The 14,898-nt window shown below is 66.8% G+C and carries 13 protein-coding genes; 9 read left to right on the top strand and 4 right to left on the bottom strand.

Annotated elements, in window-relative coordinates; all coding sequences use genetic code 11:
* Window positions 1-12: 12 nt before the first annotated feature.
* Window positions 13-549: an ECF-type sigma factor gene (locus RUU78_RS09610; protein WP_313916007.1), complete on the bottom strand. Its 537-nt coding sequence runs from the start codon at window positions 547-549 to the stop codon at window positions 13-15.
* A 75-nt stretch (window positions 550-624) separates the two neighbouring features.
* Window positions 625-1,446, bottom strand: coding sequence for an outer membrane protein assembly factor BamD (locus tag RUU78_RS09605; RefSeq protein WP_313916005.1), 822 nt, complete (start codon window positions 1,444-1,446; stop codon window positions 625-627).
* An 82-nt stretch (window positions 1,447-1,528) separates the two neighbouring features.
* Here RUU78_RS09605 and rluD point away from each other — a divergent pair, with 82 nt between their 5' ends.
* Genes rluD through RUU78_RS09590 form a run of 3 tightly spaced genes read left to right on the top strand, consistent with a single transcriptional unit; the run spans window position 1,529 to window position 4,509 of the window.
* On the top strand, window positions 1,529-2,524 hold the full coding sequence (rluD, locus tag RUU78_RS09600) for a 23S rRNA pseudouridine(1911/1915/1917) synthase RluD (RefSeq protein WP_313916003.1): 996 nt from the start codon (window positions 1,529-1,531) through the stop codon (window positions 2,522-2,524).
* Between the two features lie 4 nt (window positions 2,525-2,528).
* Window positions 2,529-4,103, top strand: coding sequence for a peptidoglycan editing factor PgeF (pgeF, locus tag RUU78_RS09595; RefSeq protein ID WP_313916001.1), 1,575 nt, complete (start codon window positions 2,529-2,531; stop codon window positions 4,101-4,103).
* The gene (locus RUU78_RS09590) at window positions 4,090-4,509 is read left to right on the top strand and encodes a thiol-disulfide oxidoreductase DCC family protein (protein WP_313915999.1); all 420 of its coding nucleotides are present in this window, start codon (window positions 4,090-4,092) and stop codon (window positions 4,507-4,509) included. The genes pgeF and RUU78_RS09590 overlap by 14 nt, the downstream gene beginning before the upstream one ends.
* A 52-nt stretch (window positions 4,510-4,561) precedes the next feature.
* Here RUU78_RS09590 and RUU78_RS09585 read toward each other — a convergent pair whose 3' ends face one another.
* Window positions 4,562-5,695 (bottom strand): saccharopine dehydrogenase NADP-binding domain-containing protein, encoded by a 1,134-nt coding sequence (locus RUU78_RS09585; RefSeq protein ID WP_313915997.1) that lies wholly within the window; start codon window positions 5,693-5,695, stop codon window positions 4,562-4,564.
* 133 nt (window positions 5,696-5,828) lie between these two features.
* Between RUU78_RS09585 and clpB the strand changes: the two genes are divergently transcribed.
* From clpB to RUU78_RS09555, 6 genes are all read left to right on the top strand, one after another.
* Window positions 5,829-8,432, top strand: a complete 2,604-nt coding sequence (clpB, locus tag RUU78_RS09580) for an ATP-dependent chaperone ClpB (RefSeq protein ID WP_313915996.1) — start codon at window positions 5,829-5,831, stop codon at window positions 8,430-8,432.
* Between the two features lie 86 nt (window positions 8,433-8,518).
* Window positions 8,519-8,851 carry a zinc ribbon domain-containing protein gene (locus RUU78_RS09575; protein WP_313915994.1) on the top strand — a complete coding sequence of 111 codons (333 nt, stop codon included), beginning with the start codon at window positions 8,519-8,521 and terminating at the stop codon, window positions 8,849-8,851.
* A 216-nt stretch (window positions 8,852-9,067) separates the two neighbouring features.
* Complete coding sequence (locus tag RUU78_RS09570) at window positions 9,068-9,577, top strand: DUF3011 domain-containing protein (RefSeq protein ID WP_313915992.1); 510 nt, start codon at window positions 9,068-9,070, stop codon at window positions 9,575-9,577.
* 184 nt (window positions 9,578-9,761) lie between these two features.
* Entirely contained in the window at window positions 9,762-11,534 is a 1,773-nt protein-coding gene (gene aspS, locus RUU78_RS09565; RefSeq protein WP_313915990.1) for an aspartate--tRNA ligase, read from the top strand.
* 50 nt (window positions 11,535-11,584) lie between these two features.
* Complete coding sequence (locus tag RUU78_RS09560; RefSeq protein ID WP_313915988.1) at window positions 11,585-12,214, top strand: alpha/beta hydrolase; 630 nt, start codon at window positions 11,585-11,587, stop codon at window positions 12,212-12,214.
* A gap of 338 nt (window positions 12,215-12,552) precedes the next feature.
* Window positions 12,553-13,158, top strand: coding sequence for a hypothetical protein (locus RUU78_RS09555; protein ID WP_313915986.1), 606 nt, complete (start codon window positions 12,553-12,555; stop codon window positions 13,156-13,158).
* A 160-nt stretch (window positions 13,159-13,318) separates the two neighbouring features.
* Here RUU78_RS09555 and RUU78_RS09550 read toward each other — a convergent pair whose 3' ends face one another.
* Complete coding sequence (locus tag RUU78_RS09550; RefSeq protein WP_313915985.1) at window positions 13,319-14,848, bottom strand: sulfotransferase; 1,530 nt, start codon at window positions 14,846-14,848, stop codon at window positions 13,319-13,321.
* Window positions 14,849-14,898 lie beyond the last annotated feature (50 nt).

Raw genomic sequence — 14,898 nt, 5'->3', positions numbered from 1 at the left:
GGCGCTCGAGGCTCAGGCGTCCTGCAGCGACTGCAGCCGTTCGCGGGAGCGATCCCACAGCCGCTGCACCGTGCGCAATGGCAGGCGCAGGGCTTCGGCGATCTCCACTTCGCTCAGGCCACCGAAGATGCGGCCGTCGAGGACGTGGACCAGGCGTTCGTCCTCGCGGCCGAACTCCTCGAGCACGGCGTCGAGGCTGAGCAGTTCGGCGGCCTCGCGCAGTGCCTCGGCCGTGGCTGGATCGGACGCGCCGGCGCGGTCTCCGGCGACGCGCTCGCGCGCATGGCTGACGAGGATCTGGCGCATCGCGCGGCCGGCGAGGGCGAGGAAATGCGAACGGTTGACCACGGCGCGGCCGCCGATCTCTCCGGCGATACGTTCGTAGCAGTCACGCACCAGCGCCGGCGCATCCAGCGTGTCAGGCAGGCCGGACGTGCTGGCGCAGCGTGCGAGGCGCAGCAGGTCGTCATGCAGCAGGGCGACCACGCGTTCCCAGGCGGCCCGATCGCCGGCATGGGCCTGCTCCAGCAGCGGAGTGATTTCGCTCACCGCGGGTTTCCTGGTTGGATGATGTCGCTGCCCTCAAGGCGGTGCCGCATCGCGACGCGGCACCGCATGTCGCGCTCAGCCGCGATCGGTGAACGGGACCAGGCGCTTCCAGCTCTGCCGCTTGGGCGGGTACTCGCCCTTGAGGTAGCGATGCTCGGGGTAATTGAGTTCGAGCACACGGCGCGTGTCGGCGCTGAGCTTGTCCTGGCCGAGGCGGGCGTAGGCTTCGGTCATGATCGCCAGCGCGTCGCCGGCCTGCGGCGTGCGCTGGTAGGTCTCGACGACTTTCTCGGCGCGGTTCGCTGCGGCGACGTAGGCTTTCTGGCGCAGGTAGAACAGGGCGACGCCGACTTCCGCCTGGGCCATGTTGTTGCGCAGATAGATCATGCGCTGGCGTCCGTCGCCGGCGTAGCGGCTGTCCGGGTAGCGCTTGACCATTTCGCCGAAATCCTCGAAGGACTGCAGCGCGTAGGCCTGGTCGCGTTTGGTCTCGTCGCGGTTGATGTAACGCTCGAGCAAGCCATCGGAGCGGGCGAAGTTGATCAGGCCGCGCAGGTAGAAGGCGTAGTCGATGTGCTTGTGCGTGGGGTAGGTCTTGATGAAGCGGTTGACCGCGGAATACGCCTCTTCTTCCTTGTGGTCCTTGAACTGGGTGTAGGCCAGTTCGAGTTGGGCCTGTTCGGTATAGGCACCGAACGGAAAGCGCGCGACGAGGCGTTCATAGGTGCGAGCGGCGCGTTCGAGATTGCCGTTCTGCAGGGCCTCCTTGGCCAGGGCATAGACCTGGTCTACCGGCAGGGTCTCGACCGGGTCGGTCTTCTTGCCACCGCGCGAGCAAGCGCCCAGGCTCAGCAACGCAGCAAAAAAAACCAGTCGGATCAGCAGGGAAACTCGCATGGGACGGCCACGCTCTGCGAAAATGCGGGCCGCGATCATAGCCCAAAGAGTTCCGCCTCGCCCCGGCCAGGCCAAATCCCCGATGAATGACTCCGTAAAGCCTCAGACCCTGGAAGTCCCGCTGGACCAGGCCGGCCGCCGCTTCGACCAGGTATTGGCCGAGCTGTTTCCTGACTATTCGCGCTCGCGCCTGACCGCCTGGATCAAATCCGGGGACGCCCTGCTCGACGGCGCCCCGGCGGCGCCCCGGCAGATCCTCAAGGGCGGCGAGACCGTCAGTGTCGTGGCGATCGCCTCGCAAGAGGTGCCGCTGGCCCCGGAGGACATCCATCTCGACATCCGTTACGAGGACGCCGACGTCCTCGTGATCAACAAGCCGGTCGGTCTCGTGGTGCACCCCGGCGCCGGCAATCCTGCCGGCACCCTGCAGAACGCGTTGCTGCATTACGACGCGAAACTCGTGGAGATCCCGCGCGCCGGCATCGTGCATCGGCTGGACAAGGACACGTCGGGGCTGATGGTCGTGGCGCGCACGCTGCGGGCGCATACGACGCTGGTCGAGCAATTGTCCGAACGCGCCATGCACCGCCAGTACGAGGCGCTGGTCATGGGCCCGATGATTTCCGGTGGTTCGGTCGATGCGCCGATCGGCCGGCATCCCAAGGACCGCGTCAAGCAGGCCGTCATCGACGAACCGGCCGGCCGGCCGGCCGTCACGCACTACCGCGTCCGCGAGCGCTTCCGCGCGCACACCCTGGTGCAGTGCAATCTCGAGACCGGCCGCACCCACCAGATCCGTGTACACATGGCGCATATCCGCCATCCGCTGGTCGCCGACACGCTCTACGGCGGCGGCCTGCGCCTGCCCAAGGGCGCGACGCCGGAGCTGACCGAGGTGCTGCGCGCGTTCAAGCGTCAGGCACTGCATGCGGAAAAGCTGGAGTTTGCCCATCCGGCCGGCGGCAGGACGATCTCGGTCGAGGCCGAGCGCCCGCAGGACCTGGCCGGCCTGATCGAGGCGCTGCGCGGCGACACCAAGATCAACGGCGAGGCCGATAACGCGCGGTCGCGGCGCTGAGCGCATGAAACGCCTCGCAGCGGGCACAGCAGCGACTGCCTCCGAGCCGGTTTTTCCCGAGGTGCCGCTGGCGCCCGGCGTGACGGCGCTCGTGACGACACGCCGGCTGGCCGGTGCGTCGCCGTCTCCGTTCGATGACTGCAATCTCGGCTCGCGCTGCGGCGACGCGCCCGACAACGTCGCCGCCAATCGCGCGGCGCTGCACGCCGTGCTGGACCTGCCGTCGGAACCGGTGTGGCTGCGTCAGGTGCACGGGACTGCGGTCCATGTCCTCGACGCGCCCGGCGATCCGGCGCGCGATCACCACGACGATCCGGTCGCCGACGCGGCCTATACGAGCCGGCCTGGACTGGTCTGCGCGGTGCAGACGGCCGATTGCCTGCCGCTGCTGATCGCCAGCGCCGACGGCCGCGAGGTCGCCGCCGTGCATGCGGGCTGGCGCGGCCTGGCGGCGGGCATCATCGAGGCCACGCTGGCGAAGTTCGATGCGTCACCTGTCCTGTTGCGTGTCTGGCTCGGGCCGGCCATAGCGGCCAATAGTTACGAAGTCGGCGACGAGGTTCGCGCCGCCTTCATCGAACACGACGCCACGGCGCAATACGCCTTCACCGCGACGCGGCCGGGGCATTGGCTATGCGATCTCTACGAACTTGCGCGGCAGCGCCTGAATTCGGCCGGCGTACGCGAGGTTTCGGGCGGCGGCTTCGACACGTTCAGCGACGAACGCTTCTACTCGCATCGGCGCGCGCGTCCGACGGGACGGTTCGCGAGTCTGATCTGGATCCAGCCGTCCGGCGTGCACGGGCGCGGTCCACTGCTGCCGGATGCGCGCATCGTGGCGTCCAAGTTGACTTTTCCACGATTGCTCGGCCGCGCATTCGCACACTTGCCGCCGACCGTGCGGACGCTGCACCTCCAGCCGGGGCAGCGCCGCTATAGCGGTGCGGCGACGATACGCCGCGGCCGCAACTGGCTCGCGCGGCTGTGCGGTTTCGTCACCGGCATGCCGCCGGCGATGCAGGACGCGCCGCTGTTCGTCGATATCCTCGCCTCGCCCGACGGCGAGCAGTGGACGCGCAACTTCGATGGCCATCGCATGCGGTCGCGCCTGTGGCGCAAGCAGGGTCGTCTGTGCGAGCGGCTTGGCCTCGTCACCTTCGCATTCACGCTTCGCGTCGACGGCGCGGCGCTGTGCTGGCATGTCGACAAGGTCAGCGCGCTCGGCATTCCACTACCGGCACGGTGGTTCCGGGGCGTGCATGCGCGCGAGTCCGAGGATGGCGAGGGGCGCTACTGCTTCGAGGTCGCCGCGGCGCTGCCGCTGGCCGGCGAACTCGTGCACTACAGCGGCTGGCTGGATGTGCCGCGCGGTCTCACCCTGCCGATGACGCCGCGTCGTGACGACGAGGAAGAGGACGATGTCGATCTCGATCTCGACAGTGTTCCGGCGAATCGCGCGGACGGACGGGACGCCGGCACGGACACGCACGGCGGCGGGATGCATGGGTTCAGGCGCCTGTTCCACCGCGATGGCGATGCCGACGGCAACGGTGATGGTGGCGGCGATGGCGGCGATTGACCGCGGCGCGCAGCCGCCCGTGCTCGTCTTCGACGGCGTCTGCCTGCTCTGCAGCGCCTGGGTCGCGTTCGTGCTGCGGCACGATCGCAGCGGGCGCATCCGCTTCGCCGCGATGCAGTCGTCCGCGGGGCAGAGCCTGCTCCAAGCGCATGGACTCGATGCCGACGATCCGTTGTCCTTCCTGTTCGTCTCGGAAGGGAAGGGGCATACGCAGAGCGACGCGATCCTGCGCCTCGTCGGCAGTTTTGGCGGCGCCTGGCGGCTCGTCGCGATGCTGCGCGTCTTGCCGGCCGTTCTGTGCGATGCGCTGTACCGCCTGATCGCGCGCAACCGTTATCGCTGGTTCGGTCGGCGCGATCATTGCCTGATGCCGGATCAGGCGGTGCGAGCGCGGTTTCTGGACTGAGGCGGACTTTCGTTTCCCGCATCGGGCCCGGGTGGTCGCGAGACAGCGACGATCAGTGTGGTTCCGACCGCGTGTGCGTGCGGATCGCATAGCCTGCGAGCGACGCCAGGCACTCGTCGAGCGTGAACAGATCCAGGCACGGAATCGCGCCGCGCGTACCCAGCTCACCGCGTGCGAGCTTGCCGGCGATCACGACGGAGGCCGTGGCCGGGATCTGCGGACCGTCACCGTCAGCGGCAATGATTTCCCAATGGACTCGATGGGGATTTCCGGACGAATTCAAGCCGGACAGCTCCACATGCATCGCGCCCGAGTCCGTGCCGGCGCGCAGAAACCACTCGCTGGCGCGCTTGAGCGCCGTGGCGTGTGACGGCAGGTTGCGCAGCACACCGGCGCGCGCGAGCCAGGACAGCAGCCAAAGGCCGAAATGCAGACCCTTCAGTTCCAGCCCGGCGCGAAAGCTCAGCGCTTTCAGTCCGTAGCGGGCGGGGAACAGATCCAGATCCGGCACGTCGCAAGCGGCCAGCCAACGAGCGCCGACCGGATCGGCATAGCGCCGGCGCTGCAGGCGCTGCCAGCCGAACACTGGCATGGGGGCGCCGTTGCGGCGCCAGGGCAGCGGTTTTCCGACGTAGCTGAGGATCGCGGCGACAGTAGCGAGGCCGCGTTCGGTGCGGTTGCCGGGACTGATGCCGATGTCGATGGCGTCGAGGCTGGCGAACGCGGCGCGATGTGCATCGACGACCGCGCCGCTGAGGCCTGGAACACTGCTCGCGCCGGTGACCGCGAGGCGCTCGTGTTGCCGCGCGAGCGCGTCGAGTGCGGCGCCGAATCCGCCGACGTAGTCGCGGCCGTCGGCGAGGTCGACATAGTGTGCGCCAGCCTCGATACACCATCGCGCGACGGTGTAGTCCTGGCCCTGGAACGGCCCCGCGCAGTTGATGACGAGATCGGGCCGGTGCTGCTGCAGCACGCGGCTGAAATCCGGCGTGTGCGCGTCGACGGCAAGTCCGTGCAATTCTGCCCGCGTACGGCTGTCGTCCTGCAGCGTCGCGGCCACGGCGGCCGCGCGCCGGGCGTCGCGGCCGGCCAGCAGCAGCCGCCAGCCCTGCTCGCGCGCGAGGCGGCCGGCGATGCGCGAGCCGAACAGGCCGTAGGCACCCAGCAGCAGTACGGTCCACGCCATTGCGCCGTCTCCGCAAAATGTCATGGTAGCGCGGGCCGAACCGTTCCCGGCGGCGCTTGAATCGGCTGCGTGCCAGCCACATACAACGGGCATCGCCGCATAGCGGCCCCTCCTCAATACTTCCGGGTGATCCATGCGTCTGGACAAATTCACGTCGCGCCTGCAGCAAGCTCTGGCCGATGCGCAAAGCCTCGCCGTCGGCCGAGACCACAATATGCTCGAGCCGCTGCACCTGATGGCGGCGCTGCTCGACCAGCAAGGTGGTTCCACCGTGCCGCTGCTGAGTCAGGCGCAGATCAATGTGCCGCTGCTGCGTCAGCGCGTCAGCGAAGCGCTGCAGCGTCTGCCGCAGACCAAGGGGCAGGAAGGCCACGTCAACCTGTCCGGCGATCTCAATCGCCTGCTCAATCTCAGTGACAAGCTGGCCGGGCAGCGCGGCGACCAGTTCATCGCGAGCGAACTGTTCGTGCTTGCCGCACTCGATGACCGGGGTGAGCTCGGCACCGCACTCAAGGCAGCCGGCGCCAGCAAGGCTGGCCTCGAGGCTGCGATCGACAAGATGCGCGGTGGCGAGAAGGTGCAATCAGAGGGCGCCGAGGAACAGCGCCAGGCGCTGGAGAAATACTGCATCGACCTGACCGAGCGCGCCGAACGCGGCAAGCTCGATCCCGTCGTCGGCCGCGATGAGGAAATCCGCCGGACCATCCAGGTGCTGCAGCGGCGCACCAAGAACAATCCCGTGCTGATCGGCGAGCCCGGCGTCGGCAAGACCGCGATCGTCGAAGGACTCGCCCAGCGCATCATCAATCACGAGGTGCCGGAAAACCTGCGCGACCGGCGCGTGCTCAGTCTCGACATGGGTGCGCTGATCGCCGGCGCGAAATTCCGCGGCGAGTTCGAGGAGCGCCTCAAGGCCGTACTCAGCGATCTGTCCAAGCAGGAAGGTCGCGTGATCCTGTTCATCGACGAGCTGCACACCATGGTCGGCGCGGGCAAGGCCGAGGGCGCCATGGATGCGGGCAACATGCTCAAGCCCGCGCTCGCGCGCGGCGAGTTGCACTGCATCGGCGCGACCACGCTGGACGAATATCGTAAATATGTGGAAAAAGATGCGGCGCTCGAGCGCCGCTTCCAGAAGGTGTTCGTCGGTGAGCCCAGCGTCGAGGACACGATCGCGATCCTGCGTGGACTGAAGGAGCGCTACGCCGTTCATCACGGCGTGGAGATCACCGATCCGGCCGTGGTCGCCGCAGCGACGCTGTCGCATCGCTATATCGCCGACCGTCAGCTGCCTGACAAGGCCATCGACCTCATGGACGAGGCGGCGTCGCGTATCCGCATGGAAATCGACTCCAAGCCCGAGGAAATGGACCGGCGCGAGCGCCGCCTGATCCAGCTGAAGATCCAGCGCGAGGCGCTGAAGAAGGAAAAGGACAGCGAATCGCGGCAGCGCCTGGCCGACCTGGAAAAGGAGATCGCGGTACTCGAGCGGGAGTTCTCCGACCTGGAAGAAGTCTGGAAGTCCGAGAAAGCGACGCTGCAGGAGGCGACGCGGATCAAGGAGCAGATCGAACAGGCGCGGCTCGAGCTCGAAGCGGCGCAGCGCCACCAGGATTTCGCGCGCATGAGCGAAATCCAGTACGGCCGCATGCCGGAGCTGGAAAAGCAGCTCAAGGCTGCGCAGGAAGCGGAGAAGGCCGGCTTCACACTGCTGCAGGACAAGGTCACGGCCGAGGAAATCGCCGAGGTGGTCGCGCGCTGGACCGGTATACCGGTCAGCAAGATGCTGGAAGGCGAACGCGAAAAGCTGCTGCGCATGGAAGACGAACTGCACGCGCGAGTGATCGGTCAGGATGAGGCCGTGCGCGCGGTCAGCGACGCGATCCGGCGCGCGCGCGCCGGTCTTTCGGATCCGAACCGGCCGTCGGGCTCGTTCCTGTTCCTGGGGCCGACCGGTGTGGGCAAGACCGAGCTGTGCAAGGCGCTCGCGGATTTCCTGTTCGACTCCACCGATGCAATGGTGCGTGTCGACATGTCCGAGTTCATGGAAAAGCATTCGGTGTCGCGGCTGATCGGCGCGCCGCCGGGATATGTCGGCTATGAAGAAGGCGGCTATCTGACGGAAGCCGTGCGCCGCCGTCCCTACAGCGTGATCCTGCTCGATGAAGTCGAGAAGGCGCATCCGGATGTGTTCAACGTGCTGCTGCAGGTACTCGACGATGGTCGCCTGACCGACGGTCAGGGCCGTACCGTGGACTTCCGCAACAGCGTGATCGTGCTGACGTCGAACCTCGGTTCGCAGCTGATCCAGGAGGCGTCGAGCATCGGCGGCGAAGAGGGCTACACGCAGATCAAGGCCGCGGTCATGGGCGTGGTGCAGGCGCAGTTCCGCCCGGAGTTCATCAACCGGCTCGACGAAATCGTCGTGTTCCGGCCGCTCGAACGAGCGCAGATTCGCGCGATCGCGCGGATCCAGACCGCCGGCCTTGCCAAGCGGCTGGCCGAGCGCCAGCTCCGGCTGGTCATCAGCGATGCGGCGCTGGACGCGCTCGGGCAGGCCGGTTTCGATCCGGTCTACGGCGCGCGGCCGCTCAAGCGCGCGATACAGCAGCAACTGGAGAATCCACTCGCGCGGCAGATTCTGGAAGGCCGCTACGCCGCCGGTGAAACAGTCATGGTCGACGTACAGGACGGTCACCTCAACTTCGGCCGCGGCACCTCGGTCGAAGCCACGTAAGCGAATCTGCTTGAAAACCCGGAGCCGGACCGCACAATGCGGGCCGGCTCCCGCATGGCGGGGGCTTCCGCTTCCGGGGAAATGCAATGCCAATCTATGAATTCGAATGTGGCGAGTGTGGCAAGCGCTTCGATCGCCTGCAGAAACTGTCCGATCCCGATCCCACCGACTGTCCGGCCTGCGCCCGCCCGTCCGTTCGCCGGCGCATCACAGCACCGTCTTTCCGTCTGGCCGGTTCCGGCTGGTACGAAACCGATTTCAAGAAGGATGGCGACAAGAAGCGCAATCTGGCCGGCGAAGGCGGGGGCGACGCCAAGCCGGCCGAAACGGCCAAACCGGATGCGGCCAAGTCCGACGCGCCGGCCACCGCCAGCACGACTGCGGCGGCGGACAAGCCGGCGGGCAACAGCACCAGTTGAGTCATACACGCCGCGGACAGCGTTTGCTTTGTCCAGAGCGGCCAGACGCAGCGATTGCCCGCCTTCAGCGTCCGCTGAACAAAAGCCCGCCATGCACGTAACGCTCACAGACCCGTCCGCTCCCCAGCGCGTACACTGGCGCCGCGTTTGGCCAAAGGAGAAGGTGCAATGATCACGCGAGTGCTGGGATTAGCCGCTGTATTACTGGGATCGCTGTTGGGGACGTCGTCTGTGGCCCAGGCCCAGCGAGGAGGACGCGACACGATCGAATGCCGTAGTAACGACTACCGCTATGCCCGCTGCGATACCAACTGGCGCGATGCGCGCCTGGTCCGCCAGCTGTCGGGTAGCAATTGCATCAAAGGCCAGACCTGGGGCGTTGATCGCCGCGGCAACGTCTGGGTCGATCGTGGTTGCGCCGGCGTGTTCGCCGAGGCCGGCGGCGGTGGCGGTGGACATGGTGGCGGTGGCGGTGGTGGTGGTGGTGGTGGCTGGCGGCCGGGTCCTGGCTGGGACCAGGACATCAGCTTCGTCTGCGAGAGCCGCGACTTCCGCTACAACATGTGTCAGGTCGACGTCGGCCGCGGCGGCGAAGTCCGCCTCGCGCGCCAGATCTCCGGCACGCGTTGTGTGCAGGGCCGCACCTGGGGCTTCAACCGCGCTGGCGTCTGGGTCGACCAGGGCTGTGCCGCGCAGTTCGTCGTCGAGCGCCGTTGGCGCGACTGAAACGGTCTGACAATCCGGTAAGACAAAGCGCCATGCCCGGCGAGCCGGGCATGGCGCTTTGTTTTTGGGGCCGCGCCAGCCGCGCATAGGCCTTTGTTTTGTTTGCAGCGCAACAAATTCCTCCGTAGGATTCCGGCCTTTCCGCCTGTTCTGGGCGGACTTCTGATTCCGGAGCCTTTAGCGTATGCGCAGCCATTACTGTGGTCTCGTCGGCGAGACCCTGATCGGTCAGACCGTCACCCTGTGCGGATGGGCGGACAGCCGGCGCGATCATGGCGGCGTCATCTTCATCGATCTGCGCGATCACGAAGGCATCGTCCAGGCCGTGATCGAGCCCGACAACGCCAGCGCATTCAAACAGGCCGAGGGCGTGCGTTACGAGTTCTGCCTGCGCCTCACCGGCACGGTGCGCGCACGGCCGGCCAGCCAGATCAACGATCGCCTGGGGACTGGCAAGATCGAAGTCGTCGCCGACACGGTCGAGGTGCTCAATGCCGCGGCGCCGTTGCCCTTCATGCTCGACGACAACGTCGGCGAAGACGCCCGCCTGCGCTATCGCTACCTCGACATCCGCCGTCCCGACATGCAGCGCAAGCTGCGCATGCGCACGCGGCTGGTTTCCGCCTTGCGCCATCATCTCGACGCCAAGGGTTTCCAGGACATCGAGACGCCGATCCTGACCAAGGCCACGCCCGAAGGTGCACGCGACTATCTTGTGCCCAGCCGCGTGCATCCCGGCGAGTTCTTCGCGTTGCCGCAGTCGCCGCAGCTGTTCAAGCAGCTCCTCATGATGGCCGGCATGGACCGTTACTACCAGATCGCGCGCTGCTTCCGCGACGAGGATCTGCGTGCCGACCGCCAGCCCGAATTCACTCAGCTCGATATGGAATTCGCCTTCGTCGGCGAACGCGACGTGCAGGATTTCGTCGAGGACATGATCCGCACGATCTTCCGGCAGGTCGTCGACGTGGAGCTGGACGCGCAGTTCCCGCGCCTGACCTATGCCGAAGCGATGCGCCGCTACGGTTCGGACAAGCCCGACCTGCGTATCGATCTGGAACTGGTCGACGTGGCCGACGCGGTGAAAAGCTGCGACTTCAAGGTGTTCTCCGGTCCGGCCAACGATCCAGGCGGCCGCGTTGCGGCGCTGCGCGTGCCCAAGGGTGCGGAACTCACGCGCAAACAGCTCGACGACTACGGTCTGTACGTGCAGAAGTACGGCGCGAAAGGGTTGGCCTGGATCCGCATCGACGATCTGGCCAAAGGCCTCGAAGGCCTGACCTCGCCCATCGTCAAGTTCCTCGGCGAAGACGTGGTCAAGGCAATCTTCAGTGCCGTCGGCGCGCAGACCGGCGACGTGATTTTCTTCGGTGCCGGTCCGTACAAGACGGTCAGCGATTTCCTCGGCGCGCTGCGCCTGAAGGTCGGTCGCGACCTCGGTCGCGTCGCCGAAGGCTGGCGGCCGCTCTGGGTCGTCGATTTCCCGATGTTCGAATACGACTACGACGCCAAGCGCTACGTCGCACTGCATCATCCGTTCACGGCGCCCAAGGTGGACGACGTTGCCGACTTGCGGGCGAACGCTGCGAACGCGGTGTCGCGCGGCTACGACATGGTGCTCAACGGCAACGAGATCGGCGGCGGCTCGATCCGCATCCACCGTTCGGACATGCAGAGCACGGTGTTCGATCTGCTCGGCATCGGCAGCGAAGAGGCGGAAGCCAAGTTCGGCTTCCTGCTCGAGGCACTCAAGTATGGCGCGCCGCCCCACGGCGGCATCGCCTTCGGCATCGATCGCATTGCTGCGCTGATGGCGGGCACCGAGTCGATCCGCGACGTGATCGCGTTCCCCAAGACCGCGAGCGCGCAGTGCCTGCTTACCTCGGCGCCGTCGAGCGTGCCCGAGGCGCAGCTGCAGGAACTGCATGTACGCGTGGTCAAGCCGGTCAAGGGCTGATGCAACGGCCACGGCTTGCGGCCGCGGCCGCCGCGAGGGCAGGATGCGGCATGCGCGACGAGGCAGTCATCCTGATTCACGGCGTCTGGATGCGGGCGTTCAGCCTGCTGCTTTTGCGCAGGCGCCTGCGCGAAGCCGGGTTTCATACCGAACTGTTCGACTATGCAAGTGTGTTCGGCCGTGACGAGCGCAGCCTCGACCGGCTGAGCCGTCGCATACACGCGCAGCGTGCACGCTCGGTGCATCTGGTCGGCCACAGTCTTGGCGGGCTGGTTGCGCTGCGAGCCCTCGGCCTGCTGCCGGAGGGACTCAACGGGCGTGTGGTCTGCCTGGGTTCACCACTGAACGGCAGCGCCGTTGCACAGCGGCTCACCCGCCGCGGCAGTGGCGCGCAGTTGCTGGGCTGCAGTACCGAAGTGCTATGCAGTGGCCTGCCGCCGCAAGCTTCCGCGGCGAGCGTGGGTGTCATCGCCGGCACGCGGGCGCTCGGGCTCGGGCAATTGATGGGCGCGTTCGACGGCCCCAACGACGGTACTGTCGGCGTGGCCGAAACCCGCTGGCCTGGCGCCAGCGCGCATCGCGAGGTGAACACCTCGCATACCGGACTGACCTTCTCACGCGAGGCCGCCGAACTGACGGCGCGCTTTCTACGCACCGGGCGTTTCGAGGGAAGTAACTGATTTCCTTTGGATTGATCGGCAATAGCCGCCGCCTGCGCCCAAGGTCGATCGTGCAAGAACGCGATCGACCTCCTTCACGCCCCGTAGCGCCGCTTACGTCACGATGCCCGGATAGAGCGGGCCCGACAGGAAAAAGCCATGCGCCCATTCTTGACACCCCTGCGCCAATCCGACAGGCTTGGAGACGGTACGCTTTGTACTCGCGCACAAGCGGTTCCGGAAGCTGTTGGCGCGGCCAGGGAAGCGGTTTCAGCAGTAAGTCATTTCCAGTAGCTACATTTTTGAGTTCCGGTGTTTGTCCAGACACCTGCCCTCTTCGCCCGTGGGGAGTAAAAATAATGCGCTTTGAATTGTCGAATTCCGTTCGTAAGAATCTCGGTCTCGCAGCCGGTGCCCTCGTCCTGTCCTTCGCTTCCGCTTCGAGCATGGCCGCTGTGCTGTGCAGCTCGGCTGCGGTCCCGGTGCCGGCCAACATCGACGGCGTCTACATGAATCTCGTGACCGGTGCGACCGGCACGGCTGGCGGCAGTGTCACCGGCTGGGACATCAACCTGTATCAGACCGGTACCCCGGCCGCCCTGTACTTCTTCTGGCCGTCGTCGCCCGCCAACAGCTTCGGCGGTGTCGCCACCGGTACTGTCTATGACTCTCTGACGACCGGCGCCCCGATCGGTGCAGCGCAGACCTACATCGTCAGCTCCGGCGGCGGCGGTGCACCTCCGTACGTCAACTGGCAGACCACGACCGCCCAGACCGGCCGTTACCTCGGCGTGCGTTTCTTCAACGAAGCGACGTCGGCGATCAACTTCGGCTGGCTCCAGATCGATACCGGCGCGTCCAACGGCTTCCCGGCGACGATCAACCAGTACTGCTACGACAACACCGGTGCCACGCTCAATGCGGGTACGACGCCGGTCTCGCTGCAGCAGTTCTCGATCGACTGAGAACGGTAGCCCGTGCCGCGATTCTGATCGCGGATGTCGGCAATACCTCTGAAAGGGCGCGACCGCCGGGTGGCGCCCTTTGTTTATTTCGGCGATCGGGGGAAACGAGCCGTCAGGGGTGGGCGGTTGGTGCCCGTGCGTCGCGCAGGGGCGGGTAGAGTTAGCCGTAGCGGTCCCCGCGCGCCGTCGTACGCAACAGCGGCTGACGCACCTGGGCGGCGCTCGCCGTGCGGGTGACGCGCGGGCTGTCCTGCGACGTCAGGCACGCGGGATCGAAGGGGAGGTCGCAGAAGTCGAGCAGGCTGCGTATCTCGGCTTCGGGACTGGCAAGCAAGGTTTCGTAGACGAGCGTGCGGCAGCGCTCAGGATACTGCTGCTGCCACCAGGCCCAGAGGCGGCGGCTGTCGTGAGCATAGCCGGCCAGTTCGTCGAGGTCGTAGCTGTAGGCCACGCGATTGGGTGCGAACAACTGCTTGTAGCAGGACCAGCAGGTTTCCACGAGGCTGCGTTCGCAGCCGATCACGCGCGCGCCTGGCAGCATCGCTAGCGCCGCGCCCACGTATGGCCAGTTTTCTGGCAGCTTGTCGGTAAAGCGGGTGGCGGTCTGCCAGCGTTCGGTCAGCTGCAGGTAGCGCCGGCCGAGGCGCTCCCAATCCGCCGCGCCCGCCGAGCCGACCCAGCGCGGAAAGGGTTGCCCACGGCGCGCGGATTCTTCCTGGATGACCGTGGCGAGGTGCGGCAGTTCGCTCGCGCCCACCACGTCCGGGTGTGCCGACAGCATCTGCTCCACGAGCGTCGTGCCGGAACGCGGCATGCCGACGATGAAGATCACCTGGTCTCCGAGTGGCGCCGGTGCGCTCGCATGCGGCGCGTTGAAGGCCTCGCGGATGCTGTCGCAATAACGTCGGTGCGCCGCGCCGTCCCAGGAAATACCTTTGCGCCGCAGCTGATTGGCGCGCCGGAAATGCGCCATCGCGTCGGCGGCGCGGCCGAGTGTCTCGCAGGCCAGGCCGGCCGCGAAGCTGGTCAGCATGCGGTCCTCCTCGCTGCTGCGCCGGTCGGCGATCAGCGCCTCCATGGCAGTGACGTCACGGTCGTCGAATGCCACGGTCTTGAGGTCGGCCAGGCCGAACCAGGCCTTGGCGGATTCTCCGGCGACCGTGCTCAGCCGGCGATATTCCTCGGCGGCCTGCGCAATACGGCCCAGCCCCGTCAGTGCGCGGGCTGCGAGAAACCGCGCGGCATGGCGTTTTGGCGCCATCTGCACGACACGCAGGGCAGCGTCCAGCGCGTCGGCGCATTCCGCGTTGCGGTCGAGCATCAGGCCGAGTTCGAACCAGTTCGTGGCATCAGGCCTTGATGCCACGGCCCGGCGCAGCGTGGCAGCAGCATCGTCCAGTGCGCCGTTCGAAGCCTGCGCCTGGGCCAGCTCCCGCAGCACATCGACATCGTCGGACTGCTGCACCAGCGCGCGCTGCAGTGCGGAGACCGCTTCCGCCGGCCGTCCGCGCACCATTTGCACGCGCGCGAAACAGCGCAGCGCCTGCACGTGGTCCGGGTCCATGGCCAGGGCGCAGACGGCGGCTTTTTCGGCGCCGGTGAGGTCCTTGGCGGCCAGAAAGCGCTCGGCATCGCGCACCAGTCGGCGCAGGGCCAGTGCGTGCGGATCGGAGTCCGCCGGGGATTTCATCGGCATGAGTTCGGTACCGCAACGAAAGCAGACGCCGGCAACGGCCGGAT

This window comes from Tahibacter sp., assembly GCF_032229445.1.
Classification (GTDB): Bacteria; Pseudomonadota; Gammaproteobacteria; order Xanthomonadales; family Rhodanobacteraceae; genus Tahibacter.
The sequence above is the reverse complement of the archived record's forward strand: the minus strand, read 5'-3'. Positions and strand labels throughout refer to the sequence as shown.